18 protein-coding genes, 1 tRNA gene and 2 pseudogenes are annotated in these 18,080 nt (G+C 69.0%); 11 read left to right on the top strand and 10 right to left on the bottom strand.

All coding sequences use genetic code 11. From position 1 onward, the window contains the following. Positions 1–167 (bottom strand): annotated as a pseudogene (locus G3I41_RS37100) (ATP-dependent helicase); the annotation flags it as partial. Between the two features lie 285 nt (positions 168–452). Between G3I41_RS37100 and G3I41_RS26165 the strand changes: the two are divergent. Continuing rightward, positions 453–668, top strand: a complete 216-nt coding sequence (locus G3I41_RS26165) for a DUF6243 family protein (protein ID WP_164402828.1) — start codon at positions 453–455, stop codon at positions 666–668. A gap of 98 nt (positions 669–766) precedes the next feature. On the opposite strand, the gene G3I41_RS26160 is transcribed toward G3I41_RS26165, so the two are convergent. Both G3I41_RS26160 and G3I41_RS26155 read right to left on the bottom strand, forming a co-directional pair. Beyond that, the gene (locus G3I41_RS26160; protein WP_164402827.1) at positions 767–1,114 is read right to left on the bottom strand and encodes a YciI family protein; all 348 of its coding nucleotides are present in this window, start codon (positions 1,112–1,114) and stop codon (positions 767–769) included. A 132-nt stretch (positions 1,115–1,246) separates the two neighbouring features. After that, the gene (locus G3I41_RS26155) at positions 1,247–1,636 is read right to left on the bottom strand and encodes a VOC family protein (protein ID WP_164402826.1); all 390 of its coding nucleotides are present in this window, start codon (positions 1,634–1,636) and stop codon (positions 1,247–1,249) included. Between the two features lie 311 nt (positions 1,637–1,947). Between G3I41_RS26155 and G3I41_RS26150 the strand changes: the two genes are divergently transcribed. From G3I41_RS26150 to G3I41_RS26135, 4 genes are all read left to right on the top strand, one after another. Next, positions 1,948–2,586, top strand: coding sequence for a glyoxalase (locus G3I41_RS26150; protein WP_164402825.1), 639 nt, complete (start codon positions 1,948–1,950; stop codon positions 2,584–2,586). Between the two features lie 73 nt (positions 2,587–2,659). Further along, positions 2,660–3,073: a VOC family protein gene (locus G3I41_RS26145; RefSeq protein WP_164402824.1), complete on the top strand. Its 414-nt coding sequence runs from the start codon at positions 2,660–2,662 to the stop codon at positions 3,071–3,073. A 170-nt stretch (positions 3,074–3,243) separates the two neighbouring features. Next, positions 3,244–3,678, top strand: a complete 435-nt coding sequence (locus G3I41_RS26140; RefSeq protein ID WP_164402823.1) for a YdeI/OmpD-associated family protein — start codon at positions 3,244–3,246, stop codon at positions 3,676–3,678. 468 nt (positions 3,679–4,146) lie between these two features. Then, positions 4,147–5,256, top strand: coding sequence for a hypothetical protein (locus G3I41_RS26135; protein ID WP_164402822.1), 1,110 nt, complete (start codon positions 4,147–4,149; stop codon positions 5,254–5,256). A 233-nt stretch (positions 5,257–5,489) separates the two neighbouring features. On the opposite strand, the gene G3I41_RS26130 is transcribed toward G3I41_RS26135, so the two are convergent. The 4 genes and pseudogenes from G3I41_RS26130 to G3I41_RS26115 form a co-directional block, all read right to left on the bottom strand. Beyond that, positions 5,490–5,852: a hypothetical protein gene (locus G3I41_RS26130; protein ID WP_164402821.1), complete on the bottom strand. Its 363-nt coding sequence runs from the start codon at positions 5,850–5,852 to the stop codon at positions 5,490–5,492. A 243-nt stretch (positions 5,853–6,095) separates the two neighbouring features. After that, positions 6,096–6,524 (bottom strand): hypothetical protein, encoded by a 429-nt coding sequence (locus G3I41_RS26125; protein WP_164402802.1) that lies wholly within the window; start codon positions 6,522–6,524, stop codon positions 6,096–6,098. A gap of 475 nt (positions 6,525–6,999) precedes the next feature. Further along, positions 7,000–7,467, bottom strand: a pseudogene (locus G3I41_RS37535) (RHS repeat-associated core domain-containing protein); the annotation flags it as partial. Positions 7,468–7,648: 181 nt separating this feature from the next. After that, a tRNA-Gly gene (locus tag G3I41_RS26115) sits at positions 7,649–7,719 on the bottom strand. A gap of 464 nt (positions 7,720–8,183) precedes the next feature. Between G3I41_RS26115 and dcd the strand changes: the two genes are divergently transcribed. Beyond that, a complete protein-coding gene (gene dcd, locus G3I41_RS26110; protein ID WP_018102070.1) occupies positions 8,184–8,759 on the top strand; it encodes a dCTP deaminase in 576 nt (191 codons plus the stop codon). Positions 8,760–8,766: 7 nt separating this feature from the next. Then, positions 8,767–9,267, top strand: coding sequence for a phosphoribosyltransferase (locus tag G3I41_RS26105; protein WP_164402820.1), 501 nt, complete (start codon positions 8,767–8,769; stop codon positions 9,265–9,267). 68 nt (positions 9,268–9,335) lie between these two features. On the opposite strand, the gene G3I41_RS26100 is transcribed toward G3I41_RS26105, so the two are convergent. The 3 genes from G3I41_RS26100 to G3I41_RS26090 form a co-directional block, all read right to left on the bottom strand. Beyond that, on the bottom strand, positions 9,336–10,268 hold the full coding sequence (locus tag G3I41_RS26100) for a Yip1 family protein (RefSeq protein ID WP_164402819.1): 933 nt from the start codon (positions 10,266–10,268) through the stop codon (positions 9,336–9,338). 195 nt (positions 10,269–10,463) lie between these two features. Beyond that, positions 10,464–12,731 carry a (Fe-S)-binding protein gene (locus G3I41_RS26095; RefSeq protein ID WP_164402818.1) on the bottom strand — a complete coding sequence of 756 codons (2,268 nt, stop codon included), beginning with the start codon at positions 12,729–12,731 and terminating at the stop codon, positions 10,464–10,466. 150 nt (positions 12,732–12,881) lie between these two features. Further along, the gene (locus G3I41_RS26090) at positions 12,882–13,553 is read right to left on the bottom strand and encodes a sugar transferase (RefSeq protein WP_164402817.1); all 672 of its coding nucleotides are present in this window, start codon (positions 13,551–13,553) and stop codon (positions 12,882–12,884) included. A gap of 249 nt (positions 13,554–13,802) precedes the next feature. Here G3I41_RS26090 and dnaK point away from each other — a divergent pair, with 249 nt between their 5' ends. The 4 genes from dnaK (at position 13,803) to G3I41_RS26070 (ending at position 18,062) form a co-directional block, all read left to right on the top strand. Beyond that, on the top strand, positions 13,803–15,650 hold the full coding sequence (dnaK, locus tag G3I41_RS26085) for a molecular chaperone DnaK (protein WP_164402816.1): 1,848 nt from the start codon (positions 13,803–13,805) through the stop codon (positions 15,648–15,650). Continuing rightward, positions 15,647–16,297 (top strand): nucleotide exchange factor GrpE, encoded by a 651-nt coding sequence (gene grpE / locus G3I41_RS26080; protein ID WP_164402815.1) that lies wholly within the window; start codon positions 15,647–15,649, stop codon positions 16,295–16,297. The genes dnaK and grpE overlap by 4 nt, the downstream gene beginning before the upstream one ends. A gap of 132 nt (positions 16,298–16,429) precedes the next feature. Further along, positions 16,430–17,614 carry a molecular chaperone DnaJ gene (dnaJ, locus tag G3I41_RS26075; protein WP_164402814.1) on the top strand — a complete coding sequence of 395 codons (1,185 nt, stop codon included), beginning with the start codon at positions 16,430–16,432 and terminating at the stop codon, positions 17,612–17,614. A gap of 1 nt (position 17,615) precedes the next feature. Continuing rightward, on the top strand, positions 17,616–18,062 hold the full coding sequence (locus G3I41_RS26070) for a helix-turn-helix domain-containing protein (protein WP_018522258.1): 447 nt from the start codon (positions 17,616–17,618) through the stop codon (positions 18,060–18,062). Positions 18,063–18,080 lie beyond the last annotated feature (18 nt).

The raw sequence follows: 18,080 nt of genomic DNA, 5'->3' as shown, positions 1-18,080 counted from the left end.
GCGCGCCTGCGTCGCTCGGGCGCCGGCGTCGTGATCGTCACGGGGATGCCGGAGGGGGTCCGGGCGCCGGTGATCCGGCTGAGCGCCGCCTCGCCGGAGCGGACCTGGGTGGTTCGGGGCGTGATGCCGGCGGCCGCCATGAGACGGGTCATCTCGCGGCGCTGGTCGGTCCTTGAGGCGGCCGGGGGTGGCCACGACGACTTCCGTACCGCCCCGCAGCGCCTGCGCCTGCCGGCCACCGCCGCCCGGGCGTGCGCCGAGGGCCGGCGGCGCCCGGGGCGGCGAAAGGCATGGCGTACGGGGCTGACCGGACCGGGTAACGTCTTCGGCATGTTCTTCCAGGCACCGGTTTACGGGTGAGAGCGCGACGGGCCCGCTGACGTACCTCGTCACCGCCCCCGTCCCCCACCGTGAATCCGTAGATCACCTTCACCAGAGCACCGGGAGAACCCGTGACCGACAGCAAGAACATCAACAACCCCGTGGGCCAGGGCGGCGGCCAGCGCAAGAAGCTGTCCCGCGCCGAACGGCAGAACAACGGACCGCACCGCAACCTCGACCGTCAGGGCGCCGCCGACCGCAAGGCGGAGCTGGTGCGCAAGATGCGCGAGAAGACGCAGGCGGCCGGGAGCGCCGGCCAGACGGACGACGACGACGCCCGGAGCTGACGCACCGCACCCGTCGGGGCACGGCCGTCCGGCCCCGGCGGTGCGACGGCGTCGGCTGTCACGCCGCGCTCCCCGGCCGAGAACCGCAGCGGTGTCGTTCAGGCGGATTCGAGGAGCGGGCGGATCTCGACGGTCTCCGGGGTGGGGAGGCTCCTGGCCAGTTCGACGGCCTCCGCGCGGTCGGCCACGTCGACGACGAACCAGCCGCCGAGGGTCTCCTCGCCGGTGTGCGCGGGTCCGTCGGTGACCGTCGTCGTCCCGTCGGCCGCCGTGCGCACCGTCGCGGGGAGCGTGTGCTCGGTCTCCAGGGCGTCGCCGCCGACGAGCTTCCCGGCCGCTGCCAGCGTGCCGATCCACCCTTCGTACTCCTTGCGGTGGGCGACCCGGTCGGCCTGGATGCGGCGGCGCGACTCGTCCGTCTCGAGGATCACGAGTGCGTACTTCATGGTGGTTCCCTTCCGGCCTGCGGGCACGCGGGCCGTGCTGATGCGGGGTGAGGGGTGTCGGACGGGCCCGGGCCTCGGGCACCGGCCAAGGACCGCGCCCCGCACGGGGGGCGCGGTCCTTGGTACGGGCGGTTACGAGGCCCAGCCGCCGTACGGCACGGTGATGAGCTCCATGGCGTGACCCGCCGGGTCCATGAAGTACACGCCGCGGCCGCCGTCGTGGTGATTGACCGTGCCCGGCTGCTTCCGGTGGGGGTCGGCGTAGTGCTCGATGCCGCGCTCACTGATCTGCGCGTACGCCGCGTCGAACTCCTCCTCGGAGACCAGGAAGGCGTAGTGCTGCGGCGTGATGCTGTCCACCGGGACGGTGGCGAAGTCCAGCGTGACGCCGTTACCCAGACCGACCGCGATGAACGGACCCCACTCGGCGGTGATCTCGAGGTTGAGCAGGTTCGCGAAGAACTCTGCGGATTCCCGGTTGTTCCGGGCGTGGACGATCGTGTGATTCAACTCGACTGACAAGGAATGCCTCCGAAGGCATGTCCCGACACCTCCATGCCTCACCCAGCCGGTGACCGACACGCGATGTTGCCGCAGACCATATCCCTGTCCGCCTTGTGGATCAAGGAAGTTGAGGGGGGACGCGGTCGTCCCGACCCACTCGCCCCGACTCCCGTGCCCGCGCGTGAGCTGCCTCCGGCGACAGCGCCTCCCCCTTCGTGAAGGCGTCCGCGAAGGCCGCCGCCCCCCCCGGCACGCGCGGCGAAGCGGGTCGTACGTCCGGTCAGGAATCGAGAAGCCCCGGCCGCGGCACGGCCCCTAGCGTGAGGGTCATGGCAACCACCGCTTCCACCGCAGCCGTCACGTCCCTCGCATCCGTCACCCTCGAGGTGGCCGACCTCGATGCCGCTCGCCGCTTCTACAGCGCCTTCGGCGTGGACACGTACGTATCCCTCCGGGCGTCCGAGGCGCACTCCACCGGATTCCGCGGCTTCACCCTGGCGCTCACCGTGGCCCGCCCGGCCATCGTGGACGGCTTCCTCGGTGCCGCCGTCGACGCCGGCGCCACCGTCCTGAAGCCCGCCGCGAAGTCGCTGTGGGGGTACAGCGGCGTCGTCCAGGCACCCGACGGGACGATCTGGAAGATCGCGACCTCGGAGAAGAAGGACACCGGCCCGGACACCCGCGAGATCGACCAGATCGTCCTGCTGATCGGCGTCGAGGACGTGAAGGCCACCAAGCAGTTCTACGTCGGCCGGGGCCTCACCGTGGCCAAGAGCTTCGGCGGCAAGTACGCCGAGTTCGCCGCCGGTCCGGCCGGCCCCGTCAAGCTCGCGCTGTACAAGCGCCGCGCCCTGGCGAAGGACCTCGGCGTACCCGTCGACGGCACCGGCTCGCACCGCCTCGTCCTCGGCGGCACCGCCGACGCCTTCACCGACCCGGACGGGTTCGCCTGGGAGTCCGCCGCGTAGCGCGTCCTCGAGGCCGCCCCCCCCCGCACATCCGCCCTCTGCCCTCTGGCATCTGCAACCCAAGGAGTAAGACATGAAGGCGCACGTCAGCTCGATCCTTCTCGGTGTCCGGGACATGGACCGGGCCAAGCGGTTCTACACCGAAGGGCTCGGCTGGAAGATCCAGAGCGACTTCGGCGTCTCGGTGTTCTTCGCGTCGGACGGCGCGTCCCCGGTCGGTTTCTACAGCCGTGAGGGCCTGGCCGACCAAGTGGGCACGGACCAGGAAGGCAGCGGCTTCAGCGGACTGGTGCTGACCTACGTCGTCCGCAGCGAGACGCGGGTCGACGAGATCATGGCGGAGGCCCGGCAGGCCGGGGCCACGGTCCTCAAACCGGCCGGCGCGCTGCCGTGGGGCGGGTACGGCGGCACCTTCGCCGACCCGGACGGTTACATCTGGAGCCTCGGCTACAGCGCCCAGGGAACCGATCAGCCCTACGCCGAGTAGCCCCGCCCTCCTGCCCGGCCGCCGCCCAGGACGGCGTGGCGCGTGGCGCGGCCCCTCAGGACCCGGCGATGGTCCGGTGCGGGGGCGTGGGAGCGGCGCACCGCGGAACCGAGCGGACCGGAACCGCGGTGAACCGGCAGGACGACCGGCCGTACAACAGGAGGAGCACCATGAAGTTCCGTACACACGTCGAGCCAACCGAGCCCATGCGGGGCCTGGAGGTCCCGCCCGAGGTGGTGGCGGCGCTCGGCGGAGGCGCGCGGCCTCCGGTGACCATCACGCTCAACGGGCATACCTGGAAGAGCCGGGTCGCCCTCCTGCGCGGCCGCCATCTGCTCGGTCTCAGCCACGCCAACCGGAAGGCCGCCGGTGTCGAGACCGGCGAGGAGGTCGAGGTCGACCTGGAACTCGACACCGAGCCGCGCGTCGTCGTCGAGCCCGCGGACTTCGCCCGGGCCCTGGACGACGACCCGGCCGCCCGCGCCGCGTACGACAACCTCGCCCACAGCCGCAAGCGCGAGCACGTACGCGCCATCGAGAGCGCGAAGAAGCCCGAGACCCGCCAACGGCGCATCGACAAGGCCATCACCACCCTGCGGGGCTGACCTCCCGAGGCGGCGGCCCGGCTCCGGGGCGTGCGGTGCGGGGGCGGGGGACGGCGGCTATCGGGGTGGAGGCGTCGACCGGGCGCAGGTGGGTTCCGGACAGGCCCGGCCGCGGTGTGTGCCGAGGCAGGTGAGGCGGGAGGGGCTCGGAAAACGGCCAATCGGCATGGGAGCGGCCGTAACTGCTGCATCGCGCTGTGCACCGGGCGAACCGAGTGAGCCCTCGTGCCCCTGCGGCGGGTGGGGCGAGAACCGAAACGGCTGACCTGCAACGTTGTGCCGGGTCGTGCTTCTGGGAGAGTGAGAGGCGGATTTCGAATCACGGCACGCCGCCGGGACGCAAGCCCTGCCGCTCTCCGGAGCCGCAGGAGGGCTGAGCCCGAGCCTGCGCGGCACGTGGACGGCAATCGCACTCTCCAGCACCGGATCGCACAGGCAGTACCGACCTCGTCAACAGGAGGCACGCCCATGCACGTCCGCACCTCACATCTGTCGAGCAGACCCGGCCGGGCCGTGATGCTCGTTCTGGGGATGGTGGCCGCTCTTCTGGCCGCCGCCCTCCCCGCAGCCGGCCCGGCACACGCCGCCGTACCCGACCGCTGGGGCTTCGCGTACCTCGACAACGCGACTCCGCCCCCCGGCTACGCGCCCGATCCCTCCCGGCAGTGGGGCAGTTGGGCCTCCCCGTCCGCCAACCCCGTCAAGGTCGACCAGATCGGCCTCGGTTCGTACGTGGTGCACTTCCCGCTGATAGGCGGACCGGGCGGCATCGCCCACGCCACCGCGGTGAACAGCGTCGCCCACTGGTGTCAGATCGCCGACTGGAAGACCGTGGGCTCCGGTCAGGACGTGAACGTGAACTGCTACCTCCCCAGCGGTGCACCGGACAACTCCCCCTTCACGGTCCTCTACACGAGCAGCAGCGGCCTGCCCGCCACGCCCTCCGGTTCGTACGGCTACCTGAACTCGGACAGCAGCGGCACCGTACTCACCCAGTACAACTCCACGGGCTCCACCAACGCGGTGAGCAAGGGCTCGACGGGCATCTGGAAGGCGTGGCTTCCGTCCCTCGGGCTGTCGGGCTACGCGGGTGACCTCCAGGTCACCGCCGTCGATCCGCGGCAGGGGGCGCGGTGCAAGGTGTCCGACTGGACACCGGGGTCGGCGGGCCAGACCGTGATCGTCGCCTGCTACGACGCGGCCGGCAAGCCGTACGACACCGAGTGGACGCTGAGCTACTCCTACCTGCGAGCGGTACACGGGCCGGCCTTTCCGCCGAAGTCCTTCGGGTATCTCTGGTACAACGGGTCGCTGCCCGCGCTGACCAACTACAACTCCAGCGGAGCCACCAACAGCCTCGCCGGCTCGGGAGCACCCTTCACCGTCACCATGCCGTCGGTGGCCGTCCCGTCGGACACCGCCCACGCCACCGCCTACGGCCGCAACGCCGACTACTGTGGCCTGTACAAACCCTGGGACAGGACCAGCGGTTCCGTCCGGCTCCACGTCGCGTGCTTCGACCCCGGCGGAGCGCCGGTGAAGACGCCCTTCTTCGCCGCCTACACATCGGCGTTCTGATCTGAGGCTCACCCACGACCGGAACGCGTGACCGGGGCGCGCGCTCCGGTCACTCCGGAGGCACCGAGGGAGTGCACACGGACCACGAGCGGCGACGTGCGGCTGCGGAGGGGCCGGCAGGGGTGTACGTCGATGGCAACGCCATCAGCCCCGCGTCGAACCGTCCGTCCGTGGGTGATGCCCAGGCGGCGGAGCCGAGACGGCGGCACACTCGGGCGGTTGAGCCCGCCCACCTACGCGTGCGTGGGTGCCTCCAGAAGCCCGATGCCCCCGCTCCACGGTAGTTCTCCTTCGAAGTCACACGCCGCAACCGCTTGCCCCCGCGCACCCCACAGCGCTTCGAGAATGCGTGAGACGGTCTCCACCATGGATGCTTCTCCACCCTGCGATACCGGCTCCACCTCAATCTGTACAGGCCACCGGACAAAGTCGTTCGATGGAGCTTCGCCGTTCCGGGCATCAGGGTTTCTGCGCACCTCGACGTCCACGTCGCCCACTGTCAGCATGCGCCGCTCGAAGACCTCGTCGAGAAGGCTTTGGGTTCCGTCGACCGGCAGGCCGGTGACCAGAATCCCGCAGTAAGAGTATCGGCTCATGGCTGTCACGGGACCCGAATGAGGGGAGGATTGTCAATGGGTCACCCTCGCGTCCATTCCGCACACGAGCGGCCTTTTGCAAAAGGAATCAGCGGTTCTGCGATTGCCTCGTGTGCCCTGGCCTGCCGATACGGAATGTGAAAGGCCATCTCGGTGGAGCCTTCAGGGGCCCATGCTCACCGCTTCTGTCCGACCCGCTGGGCACGGATGGGGCGCTACCAGAGACGGCCAAGCCAAGCGTTCTCAGGCCCAAGCCGAACAGTCCTCCAGCGTGATCTCCGCGACGGCTGCGCCCGTAACGGCCTCAACATCCGGGATGTAGGGGCGAACATCGGGAAGCGGGGTGCAGAAGGTGACGTTCGAGGTGAGAAGGGCCTCTTCAGTATCAGCGAAGGAGAGGGATACGTACGCCTTCACCTGAGTGTCACCGAAATGCTCATGTGCCTTCCGGAGGCAGGCGCACACATATGCCAAGCACCGCCGGATGAGGAGGGGGGTGCGTTCGTGTGGTGCGGCTGGGAGGTCGTAGTCGGTCATTCCTCTCCCGTTGATCGTTGTTTCCTCAGCGAGTCGGTCGGTATAGGTATTGGACGTCTCCGGACGGAGGTCGGTCAGCACCCTCCCCCCAGAGGGAGTGACGGACCAATCGCGTTCAGCGACCTCGCGGAACATCGGAGGAATTTCCCCATCCGTCAGGTCGGAGACCTCTGTCGTCCGTAGGATCTCCCGCATCCGAGGATTGCTTCGCATGCCTATCCCTCGCCGAGTGCGGCGAGCCCCTTTCTAATCCTGCGATGAAGCCCGGACTGCTTCCGACAGCCTTCTCGATGCTGCGTGGAAGCCCTTCGAACTTTCCTGTTTCGAAGTCGTACTGATACTTCGCGCCCTTGTTGCTCTGATCCTGGAAGTGGAGCTGCCCCGCTCGCCCGCCAGGATCTGGGTTCTCCACGTCGATCCGGTACGGCCCATGGTTCCACAAGGTCTTGCTGGTGATTTGTGTGCCGTTGGCCCCGATCATCCCCTTGGCATCGAGGTCCTTGACACCGTAGAGCTCGCGATTCGCCTCGATTCGGCTCTCGACGACGTCTGGGTGGTAAGGGTCCTTCTTGAAGCCAGGGGAGGAGGTGTAGCCCTCGCGAAGCGGTTCGTAGGGGGCGAGGCCGAGAGGGTCGCACCACTGGTGAGGGTTGGGGACGTAGGCGACCGTGTTCGGTGCGGGCTGGAGCCCGAGGGGGTCCGGTGTGAGGTATCGGGCGGTTTCCGGGTCGTAGTGGCGATGGACGTTGTAGTGCAGGCCCGTTTCTGGATCGTGGTACTGGCCGGGGAAGCGCAGTGGAGTGTGAGTTGTGCTGTTCCTGGCCCAGGCGGTTGCTCCCCACAGGGATGTCCTAGTGCGCCAGGCGAGTTGGCCGGACTCGTCGACAAGTTCGGTTGGAGAACCAACGAGATCAGTGACTATGGCGAAGTATCGCTGGTCGATGATCGACTGTGCGGTGTCTCCGGCCAGGATGCGTTCGCTCTGTGTCAGCGGCCGCACCCCATGGTGGTCCCAGGTGAGCGCGACTGTGTTGGGAAGGTCCGTCGAGGTGGTGGTCTGTTCACAGAGAGTTGAACCCGCCTCCACCGGCGGTTCCAGGACCGTGGCTGCTTTCGATCGGTGCGGTGTGCGGGCGGCATGGGACGCAGCCGCGCGGAAGAAGGGTCGACAGTGCCCTGGCCGTCCCTGAAGTGCTCTCCGGCTTGGATCGAGCAAACAAGAAAAGGCCCCGGTCATTGACCAGGGCCTTGATTCAAAGAGCGGGTGACGAGAATCGAACTCGCGCTCTGAGCTTGGGAAGCTCATGTTCTACCATTAAACTACACCCGCGAAAAGGGCCGACGCTGTATCCAGCGGCGGATCCTCGCATACTGTACCCCATCGCGATCCCCTCCCGGAGACGTCCGGAGACGTGCCGGATCCGCTGTGCGGGCGGCGGGAGTTGGGGGCGTAGCGTGGGGGGCCGGAGTGCCGCGTGGAGGCGGGTCCTGTTCATCCCCTAATGTGGCGGTCTCGTCCACGGCTTGATGGGGAAGGGACTTGATGGACTCCATGGAGCGCACCGTCGTCCGCTGTGCCGAAGGGCACGTTTTCGCTACCAGCTCGTTTCCGATGCAGCAGCTCGGAGCAGGGCGGATCGGGCCCGGGCGGCTCATCCGGTGTCCCCGGTGCGCCCGGTTGCGGCATGCCGTGCCCGTGGCGTTCGAGCGGCGGTAGCGACGGCGGGTGACGGACGACAGGCGCGCGGGCGGCCCGATGAGGGCGGGCTCGCGCGTTCTGCGTATCCTCGGTGGGTGCTTCTCTCAGACAAGGACATCCGCGCCGAGATCGACGCCGGACGCGTACGCATTGATCCATTCGACGCGTCGATGGTGCAGCCGTCGAGTATCGACGTGCGGCTCGACCGCTACTTCCGGGTGTTCGAGAACCACCGCTACCCGCACATCGACCCCGCCGTCGAGCAGGTGGACCTGACCCGCACCGTCGAACCGGAGGGGGACGACGCGTTCATCCTGCACCCCGGGGAGTTCGTGCTGGCGTCGACGTACGAGGTCATCTCGCTGCCCGACGATCTCGCGTCGCGGCTGGAGGGGAAGAGCTCGCTCGGCCGGCTCGGACTGGTCACGCATTCCACGGCGGGCTTCATCGACCCGGGCTTCTCCGGGCACGTGACGCTGGAGCTGTCGAATCTCGCGACGCTGCCGATAAAGCTCTGGCCCGGTATGAAGATCGGCCAGCTGTGCATGTTCCGGCTGAGTTCTCCGTCCGAGTTCCCTTACGGCTCCGAGCGGTACGGGTCGCGCTATCAGGGGCAGCGCGGTCCCACCGCGTCGCGCTCCTTCATGAATTTCCACCGGACGCAGGTGTGAGGACCCGATGAGCGACGATGTACGCGAGAACCTGACGTACGACGGCTTCGGGCACGCCGTACGGGAGCTGGCGCAGGCCGTGGCCGACGACGGGTACGAGCCGGACGTGGTGCTGAGCATCGCGCGCGGCGGGGTGTTCGTCGCGGGCGGTCTGGCGTACGCGCTGGACTGCAAGAACATCCACCTGGTGAACGTGGAGTTCTACACCGGCGTGGGCACCACGCTGGAGATGCCGGTGATGCTGGCGCCGGTGCCCAACGTCATCGACTTCTCGGACAAGAAGGTCCTGATCGCCGACGACGTCGCCGACACCGGCAAGACGCTGAAGCTGGTGCGCGACTTCTGCATCGACCACGTCGCCGAGGTGCGCTCCGCGGTCATCTACGAGAAGTCGCATTCGCTCGTGAAGTGCGAGTACGTGTGGAAGAAGACCGATCGCTGGATCAACTTCCCGTGGAGCGTGGACAAGCCCGTCGTACGGCGCAGCGGGCAGGTGCTCGACTCCTGAACGGCGCGTGCTGACGTGAAAGGGCCCCGGTCACCCGGGGCCCTTCGGCGTGGGTGCGGCGCGGCCGTCTAGATCGTTCCCAGCTTCAGGATCGAGACCAGGGCCAGCAGCTGGATCGCCGAGGCGCCCAGTGCCTTCGGCCACGGCAGGTCGTGCGACTTGCTCACCATCGAGGTGAGGAGCGCCGCCGCGGCCAGCCAGGTGACCCAGCCGAGGATGACGACCAGCGCGTTCTCGCCGCCCAGGAACATCGCGAAGACCAGGCGCGGGACGTCCGTGACCGACATGATCAGCATGGACAGGCCCACCGTCGGCTGCCACGCGCCGTCGCCGCCGAGCTGGCGGGCCAGCGTGTGGGTGACCGCGCCCAGCACCAGGCCGCCGAGCACGAAGCAGACGCCCGTGATGATGACGAAGGGCACGGCGCTGGAGACCGGGGCGTGGATCGCGTCCTCGCGGGCCTGGTCGAAGCCGAAGAGGGCCAGCAGGCCGTAGAGGAACGTGACGGTCAGGGCGGGGCCCCAGACCGGGTAGTCGCGCATCTGCCAGAACGTGGGGCCGGGGCGCGTCACGATGCCGCTCAGCAGCTGCTTCCCGTGCAGGCGCGGGCCTGCCGGTGCCGCGGGCGCGTGGCCGGCGCGGTAGGCGCTGCCGTCGCTGTACGGCTCCTCGTCGACGCGGAACGCCTGCGTGTGGCCCGGATTGTTCGCGTACGGGTCGCCGGGGCTGGGCCCCTGGGGGTACGGGTACGGCGTCGGGTCGGTGAAGTACTCCGGCTCGTCCGGGCCGGCGCCCGTGTAGCCGCCGCCGGCGGGGTACGCACCGCCGCCGTGGTAGCCCGGTGCGGCGTGATGCGGGGCGCCCTGTCCTCCCGACGGCGGCCATTGCTGCTGCCCGTACGGCGGCGGTGCCTGATTGCCGTACGGCTGCTGCCGCGGTTGCTGTTGCCCTTGCTGCGGGGTGCGGTTGTCCCGGCCGCGTCCGATCCTGAATCCAGCCACGTCATCGAACGTACCCGGTCCGCCGGTTGCGGGGGCCCGGGGCCGGGGAAGTACCGGCCTTTGACGCGTAGATGTGACATCCCCTAAGGGAACCCCGGGGGGTTTTCCCCCGCATGTGGAGGGGCAACGCGGAAGCGGCCGGTCCTGCCCCCGAGGCAGGTCCGACCGCTTCGCCGCGCCGTGACGCCGGTCCGGCTACTTCACCGGTTCCGGTTCCGGTTCGTCCGCCGACTCCGGGTCGCCCGCCGGGTCGGCCGGGGTCTTCACGGAGTCGAGCAGCAGCTGCGACACGTCCACCACCTGGACGGACTCCTTCGCCTTGCCGTCGTTCTTCTTGCCGTTGACCGAGTCGGTCAGCATGACCAGGCAGAACGGGCAGGCGGTGGAGACGATGTCCGGGTTGAGGGAGAGGGCCTCGTCGACGCGCTCGTTGTTGATGCGCTTGCCGATCCGCTCCTCCATCCACATCCGGGCACCACCGGCGCCGCAGCAGAAGCCGCGTTCCTTGTGGCGGTGCATCTCCTCGTTCCGGAGGCCCGGGACCTTCGCGATGATCTCGCGCGGGGGCGTGTAGATCTTGTTGTGACGCCCCAGGTAGCAGGGGTCGTGGTACGTGATCAGGCCCTCGACCGGGGTCACCGGGATCAGCTTGCCCTCGTCGACGAGGTGCTGGAGCAGCTGGGTGTGGTGGATGACCTCGTACTCGCCGCCGAGCTGCGGGTACTCGTTCGCGATCGTGTTGAAGCAGTGCGGGCAGGTCGCGACGATCTTCTTCGCGGCCTTGGCCTTCTTGGTCGAGTCGTCCTCGTCGTCCTCGCCGAAGGCCATGTTCAGCATCGCCACGTTCTCCGCGCCGAGCTGCTGGAACAGCGGCTCGTTGCCGAGACGGCGGGCCGAGTCACCGGTGCACTTCTCGTCGCCGCCCATGATCGCGAACTTGACGCCCGCGATGTGCAGCAGCTCCGCGAAGGCCTTGGTGGTCTTCTTGGCGCGGTCCTCCAGGGCGCCGGCGCAGCCGACCCAGTAGAGGTAGTCGACCTCGGTGAGGTCTTCGACGTCCTTGCCGACGATGGGGACCTCGAAGTCGACCTCCTTGGTCCACTCGACGCGCTGCTTCTTGGCGAGCCCCCAGGGGTTGCCCTTCTTCTCCAGGTTCTTGAGCATGGTCCCCGCCTCGGACGGGAACGCGGACTCGATCATCACCTGGTAGCGGCGCATGTCGACGATGTGGTCGACGTGCTCGATGTCGACCGGGCACTGCTCGACGCAGGCGCCGCAGGTGGTGCAGGACCAGAGGACGTCCGGGTCGATGACGCCGTTCTCCTCGACCGTGCCGATCAGCGGGCGCTCGGCCTCCGCGAGGGCGGACGCGGGAACGTCCTTCAGCTGCTCCTCGGTCGCCTTCTCCTCGCCCTCCATGTCCTTGCCGCCGCCGGCCAGCAGGTACGGGGCCTTGGCGTGCGCGTGGTCGCGCAGGGACATGATCAGGAGCTTCGGCGAGAGCGGCTTGCCGGTGTTCCAGGCGGGGCACTGCGACTGGCAGCGGCCGCACTCGGTGCAGGTGGAGAAGTCGAGGATGCCCTTCCAGGAGAACTGCTCGACCTGGGAGACACCGAACACGGCGTCGTCGGCCGGGTCCTCCCAGTCGATCTCCTTGCCGCCCGTGGTCATCGGCTGCAGCGCGCCCAGCGCCACCGCGCCGTCGGCGTTCCGCTTGAACCAGATGTTCGGGAAGCCGAGGAAGCGGTGCCAGGCGACACCCATGTTGGTGTTGAGCGACACCGTGATCATCCAGATCAGCGAGGTGCCGATCTTGATCATCGCGACGAAGTAGATGAGGTTCTGGAGGGTGCCGAGGGCCAGTCCCTTGAAGGCGAGGACCAGCGGGTACGAGACGAAGTACGCGGCCTCATAGCCGTCGACGTGGTGGATCGCGCCCTCGAGACCGCGCAGGGAGAGGATCGCCAGGCCGATGACCAGGATGACGTACTCCACGAAGTACGCCTGCCACGCCTTGGAGCCCGCGAAGCGGGACTTGCGGCCCGCCCGGGACGGGAGGTTCAGCAGCCGGATGGCGATGAGCACCAGGATGCCGACCGTCGTCATCAGGCCGATGAACTCGATGTACAGCTCGAACGGCAGCCATTCGCCGATGATCGGCAGCACCCAGTCGGCCTTGAACAGCTGCCCGTACGCCTGGAGCAGCGTCGGCGGCAACGTCAGGAAGCCGATGGCGACGAACCAGTGGGCGAAGCCGACGATCCCCCACCGGTTCATCCGGGTGTGGCCGAGGAATTCCCTGACCAGGGTGATCGTGCGCTGCTTGGGGTTGTCGGTGCGGCTGCCGGCCGGGACCGGCTGTCCGAGCGTGACGAACCGGTAGATCTGCGCGACGGCTCGGGCGATGAGCGCAACGCCGACCACGGTCAGCACCAGCGACACGATGATCGCGGCGAGTTGCATTGGGGGCTCCTCGGGCCTGCGAGGGTGGGATCGATCCAGCGTTACCAGTGAGTACTGCGTCTTCCAGTGCCCGCCTGGACTACGAGTATCGACTACGAGTATCGCTACTACTAAGCAGTAACTTAATCAGTCTGAGCCGACACTACCCACTTATTCCACCGTCCTGTAGCCGGGCAGGCGGTGATCTGTGTCGCTCAGGCGTGCCTTGCCGGGCCATGGAAGGGTGTGGGCGGCCTCGCGCAGGGGTACGCGTACGGCCTCGGCGAGGACCGCCAGGTCCAGCCGCAGCCCTTGGTGCTCGGCGTAGTGCTGGTCCAGGAGGTCCGCCTCGTCCCACGGCATCCCCGAGCGGTGCCGCACCTGGGCCAGGCCGGTCAGCCCGGGCCTCAGTTCCTGGCGCCAGCGCCGGGCGGCCCCGGTGCCGTTCCGCGTGTCGCCCGGGGTGAGCGGCGCCGGACCGACGAGGGAGAGTTCGCCGCGCACCACGTGGTGCAGGCGCGAGACCACGTCCAGCTTCAGCCACCGGGTGTCCAGGGAGCGCAGGACGAAGGGGCTGCCGTGCAGGCCGGTGCGCGGGGAGCGCCTCGTCACGCGGCGGCCGCGTACGGCCAGCGCCAGGGCGGCGGCCGCCAGTAAGGGGGAGGCGAGGAGCAGCAGGGCCGAACCGAGGACCAGGTCGAGGGTGCGTTTGGCGGTCGGACGGGGAAGGGGTGTGGGCGCCAGGGCCCGCAGGGCGGCCCGCGCGGCCGCCGGGCGGGAGGCCCGGGGCGGGCGCCAGGGGCGCGGCCGGGGCCCTTTTCGCCACTGTTCCTGCGTACGCATCGTTCGCACCTGTCTGTCATCGGTCCATCGAATGCCGTATTTGTGCTGATCGCGGCATTTTGTGACAGAACGATCCCATGCGGCCATGATGGGGGAGGGGTGTGCGGCGCGTGAGGCGCCAGGTGTCGCCGATGGCGCGGGGCGGGTGCACGTAAGTTGAGTCACGGGGACTCATGTCTGTTGACTCCGTCGGGGGAGTCGTGCATCCTTGAGTCAGATCCACTCAAGTAGTCAGTTGGAGGAATCGAAATGGCACGTGCGGTCGGCATCGACCTGGGCACGACTAACTCCGTCGTCAGCGTTCTCGAAGGCGGCGAGCCCACCGTCATCACCAACGCAGAGGGCGCCAGGACCACGCCGTCCGTCGTCGCCTTCGCGAAGAACGGCGAGGTGCTGGTCGGCGAGGTCGCCAAGCGCCAGGCAGTGACCAACGTCGACAGGACCATCCGCTCCGTCAAGCGCCACATGGGCACTGACTGGAAGGTCGACCTGGACGGCAAGAGCTTCAACCCGCAGCAGATGAGCGCCTTCATCCTGCAGAAGCTCAAGCGCGACGCCGAGTCGTACCTGGGCGAGAAGGTCACCGACGCGGTGATCACCGTCCCGGCGTACTTCAACGACTCCGAGCGCCAGGCGACGAAGGAGGCCGGCGAGATCGCGGGCCTGAACGTCCTGCGCATCGTCAACGAGCCGACCGCCGCCGCGCTGGCGTACGGGCTCGACAAGGACGACCAGACGATCCTCGTCTTCGACCTCGGTGGCGGCACCTTCGACGTGTCCCTCCTGGAGATCGGCGACGGCGTCGTCGAGGTGAAGGCCACCAACGGTGACAACCAGCTCGGTGGTGACGACTGGGACCAGCGCGTCGTCGACTACCTGGTGAAGCAGTTCGCCAACGGCCACGGCGTGGACCTGTCCAAGGACAAGATGGCTCTCCAGCGTCTCCGCGAGGCCGCGGAGAAGGCGAAGATCGAGCTGTCCTCCTCGACGGAGACCACGATCAACCTGCCGTACATCACGGCGTCGGCCGAGGGCCCGCTGCACCTGGACGAGAAGCTCACGCGCTCGCAGTTCCAGCAGCTCACCGCGGACCTCCTGGACCGCTGCAAGACCCCGTTCCACAACGTCATCAAGGACGCGGGCATCCAGCTCTCGGAGATCGACCACGTCGTTCTCGTCGGTGGCTCGACCCGTATGCCGGCCGTCACCGAGCTCGTCAAGGAGCTGACCGGTGGCCAGGAGGCCAACAAGAGCGTGAACCCGGACGAGGTCGTCGCCATCGGCGCCTCGCTCCAGGCCGGTGTCCTCAAGGGCGAGGTCAAGGACGTCCTGCTCCTCGACGTCACCCCGCTGTCCCTCGGTATCGAGACCAAGGGTGGCATCATGACCAAGCTCATCGAGCGCAACACCACGATCCCGACCAAGCGGTCCGAGATCTTCACGACGGCCGAGGACAACCAGCCGTCCGTGCAGATCCAGGTCTACCAGGGCGAGCGCGAGATCGCGGCGTACAACAAGAAGCTCGGGATGTTCGAGCTGACCGGCCTGCCGCCGGCCCCGCGCGGGGTCCCGCAGATCGAGGTCTCCTTCGACATCGACGCCAACGGCATCATGCACGTGACGGCCAAGGACCTCGGCACCGGCAAGGAGCAGAAGATGACCGTCACCGGCGGCTCCTCGCTGCCGAAGGACGAGGTCAACCGGATGCGCGAGGAGGCCGAGAAGTACGCGGAGGAGGACCACGCCCGCCGCGAGGCCGCCGAGTCGCGCAACCAGGGCGAGCAGCTCGTCTACCAGACCGAGAAGTTCCTCAAGGACAACGAGGACAAGGTCCCGGCCGACGTGAAGACGGAGGTGGAGACCGCGGTCACCGAGCTGAAGGAGAAGCTCAAGGGCGAGGACTCCGCCGAGATCCGCACGGCCACCGAGAAGGTCGCGGCCGTCTCCCAGAAGCTGGGCCAGGCGATGTACGCCAACGCCCAGGCCGAGGGCGGCCCGCAGGCCGACGCGCAGCCGGGCGCCGAGCAGGCCCAGGACGACGTCGTGGACGCCGAGATCGTGGACGACGAGAAGGACTCCAAGGGCGGTGCGGCGTGACCGAGGAGACTCCGGGCTTCGAGGAGAAGCCCGACGTCCCCTCCGGCGCCACCTCTGACGACGCCGAGCCGAAGGCCGCCACCCCCTCCGAGGAGGAGGCGGCGGCCCCGGCCGGGGACGCGAACGAGACCACGGCCCTGACCGCGCAGCTGGACCAGGCACGCAGCGCGCTCAACGAGCGCACCGGCGACCTCCAGCGGCTGCAGGCCGAATACCAGAACTACCGCCGCCGCGTGGAGCGGGACCGGGTCACGGTCAAGGAGGTCGCCGTCGCGAACCTCCTGTCCGAGTTGCTGCCCGTCCTCGACGACGTCGGCCGGGCCCGGGAGCACGGCGAGCTCGTGGGCGGGTTCAAGTCGGTGGCCGAATCGCTGGAGACGGTCGTCGCGAAGCTGGGTCTCCAGCAGTTCGGCAAGGAGGGCGAGCCCTTCGACCCGACGGTCCACGAGGCCCTGATGCACAGCTACGCGCCGGACGTCACGGAGACGACCTGCGTGGCGATCCTGCAGCCCGGCTACCGGATCGGCGAGCGCACCATCCGCCCCGCGCGGGTCGCGGTCGCCGAACCCCAGCCGGGGGCGGCTCCCGCCGCCGCGAAGGAAGAGAAGGCAGACGACGAGGAGAGCGGTGGCGGCGAGGAGGTCTGACATTCCGTCCGATCACCTGGCAGCACACCGCCCGGCCACCCGGGCCTCCCGTCCGGTCGGCACCAGGGTCTGCGGGCCCGGCGCCGGCCGGACGGGGGGCTCCCGGCCGGTCGTCCGGAAGGAGGGACGTCGATGAGTACGAAGGACTTCGTCGAGAAGGACTACTACAAGGTTCTCGGCGTCCCCAAGGACGCCACCGACGCCGAGATCAAGAAGGCGTACCGGAAGCTCGCCCGCGAGTTCCACCCGGACGCCAACAAGGGCGACGACAAGGCGGAGGAGCGCTTCAAGGAGATCTCCGAGGCGAATGACGTCCTCGGTGACGCCAAGAGGCGCAAGGAGTACGACGAGGCACGCGCCCTCTTCGGCAACGGCGGCTTCCGCGCCGGCCCCGGCGGCGCCCAGGGCAACTTCAACTTCGACCTGGGGGACCTCTTCGGAGGCGCCCCGGGCGGGGGTCAGGGCGGCGCCGGCGGTTTCGGCGGCGGCGGCCTCGGCGACGTGTTCGGCGGCCTCTTCAACCGCGGCGGCGGCGCCGGTGCGAGGGTGCAGCCGCGGCGCGGCCAGGACATCGAGTCCGAGGTGACGCTGAGCTTCACCGAGGCGGTCGACGGGGCCACGGTCCCGCTCCGGATGTCCAGCCAGGCCCCCTGCAAGGCGTGCTCCGGCACCGGCGACAAGAACGGCACGCCCAGGGTGTGCCCGACCTGTGTCGGCACCGGCCAGGTCTCGCGCGGCAGCGGCGGCGGCTTCTCGCTCACCGACCCGTGCGTGGACTGCAAGGGCCGCGGCCTCATCGCCCAGGACCCCTGCGAGGTCTGCAAGGGCAGCGGCCGGGCCCGCTCCTCGAACACCATGCAGGTGCGCATCCCGGCGGGCGTCTCGGACGGGCAGCGCATCCGGCTGCGCGGCAAGGGCGCCCCGGGCGAGCGCGGCGGACCGGCCGGCGACCTCTATGTCGTGGTCCACGTCGACGCCCACCCGGTCTTCGGCCGCAAGGGCGACAACCTCACCGTCACGGTGCCCGTCACCTTCACGGAGGCGGCGCTGGGCGGCGAGGTGAAGGTGCCGACGCTCGGCGGCCCGTCCGTGACCCTCAAGCTACCCGCCGGTACGCCGAATGGGCGTACGATGCGGGCCCGCGGCAAGGGCGCGGTCCGCAAGGACGGCACCCGGGGCGACCTCCTGGTCACCGTCGAGGTGACCGTGCCCACGGACCTCGGCAGCGAGGCCAGGGACGCGCTGGAGGCATACCGCAAGGCGACCGCGGGGCATGACCCGAGGGCGGAGCTTTTCCAGGCGGCGAAGGGAGCTTGAGGTGGACGGCCGACGGCGCAATCCTTACGAACTGACCGACGAGTCCCCGGTGTACGTGATCTCGATCGCGGCCCAGCTCTCGGGCCTTCACCCGCAGACACTGCGCCAGTACGACCGCCTCGGCCTGGTCTCCCCGGACCGTACGGCCGGACGCGGCCGGCGGTACTCGGCCCGCGACATCGAGCTGCTGCGTACGGTGCAGCAGCTGTCGCAGGACGAGGGCATCAACCTCGCCGGCATCAAGCGCATCATCGAGCTGGAGAACCAGGTCGCGGCGCTCCAGCAGCGCGTCGCCGAACTCTCGGCGGCCGTGGACGGGGCCGCGGCGGCCATGCAGCAGCGCGAGGCCCAGGTCCACGCCTCGTACCGGCGCGACCTCGTCCCGTACCAGGACGTGCAGCAGACCAGCGCCCTGGTGGTCTGGCGCCCCAAGCGCCCCAAGGACTGACCCCGCGCCACGCGGCCC

The sequence above is a fragment of the Streptomyces sp. SID9727 genome (genome assembly GCF_010550605.1).
GTDB lineage: Bacteria > Actinomycetota > Actinomycetes > Streptomycetales > Streptomycetaceae > Streptomyces.
The sequence above is the reverse complement of the archived record's forward strand: the minus strand, read 5'-3'. Positions and strand labels throughout refer to the sequence as shown.

Excerpts from the sequence above, each read along its gene's own strand:
- G3I41_RS26160 (WP_164402827.1), bottom strand. The coding sequence starts at position 1,114 with ATGAAGTACGCACTCGTGATCCTCGAGACGGACGAGTCGCGCCGCCGC.
- G3I41_RS26150 (WP_164402825.1), top strand. The coding sequence starts at position 1,948 with ATGGCAACCACCGCTTCCACCGCAGCCGTCACGTCCCTCGCATCCGTC.
- G3I41_RS26145 (WP_164402824.1), top strand. The coding sequence starts at position 2,660 with ATGAAGGCGCACGTCAGCTCGATCCTTCTCGGTGTCCGGGACATGGAC.
- G3I41_RS26140 (WP_164402823.1), top strand. The coding sequence starts at position 3,244 with ATGAAGTTCCGTACACACGTCGAGCCAACCGAGCCCATGCGGGGCCTG.
- G3I41_RS26135 (WP_164402822.1), top strand. The coding sequence starts at position 4,147 with ATGCACGTCCGCACCTCACATCTGTCGAGCAGACCCGGCCGGGCCGTG.
- G3I41_RS26130 (WP_164402821.1), bottom strand. The coding sequence starts at position 5,852 with ATGAGCCGATACTCTTACTGCGGGATTCTGGTCACCGGCCTGCCGGTC.
- G3I41_RS26125 (WP_164402802.1), bottom strand. The coding sequence starts at position 6,524 with ATGTTCCGCGAGGTCGCTGAACGCGATTGGTCCGTCACTCCCTCTGGG.
- G3I41_RS26105 (WP_164402820.1), top strand. The coding sequence starts at position 8,767 with ATGAGCGACGATGTACGCGAGAACCTGACGTACGACGGCTTCGGGCAC.
- G3I41_RS26095 (WP_164402818.1), bottom strand. The coding sequence starts at position 12,731 with ATGCAACTCGCCGCGATCATCGTGTCGCTGGTGCTGACCGTGGTCGGC.
- G3I41_RS26090 (WP_164402817.1), bottom strand. The coding sequence starts at position 13,553 with ATGCGTACGCAGGAACAGTGGCGAAAAGGGCCCCGGCCGCGCCCCTGG.
- dnaK (WP_164402816.1), top strand. The coding sequence starts at position 13,803 with ATGGCACGTGCGGTCGGCATCGACCTGGGCACGACTAACTCCGTCGTC.
- dnaJ (WP_164402814.1), top strand. The coding sequence starts at position 16,430 with ATGAGTACGAAGGACTTCGTCGAGAAGGACTACTACAAGGTTCTCGGC.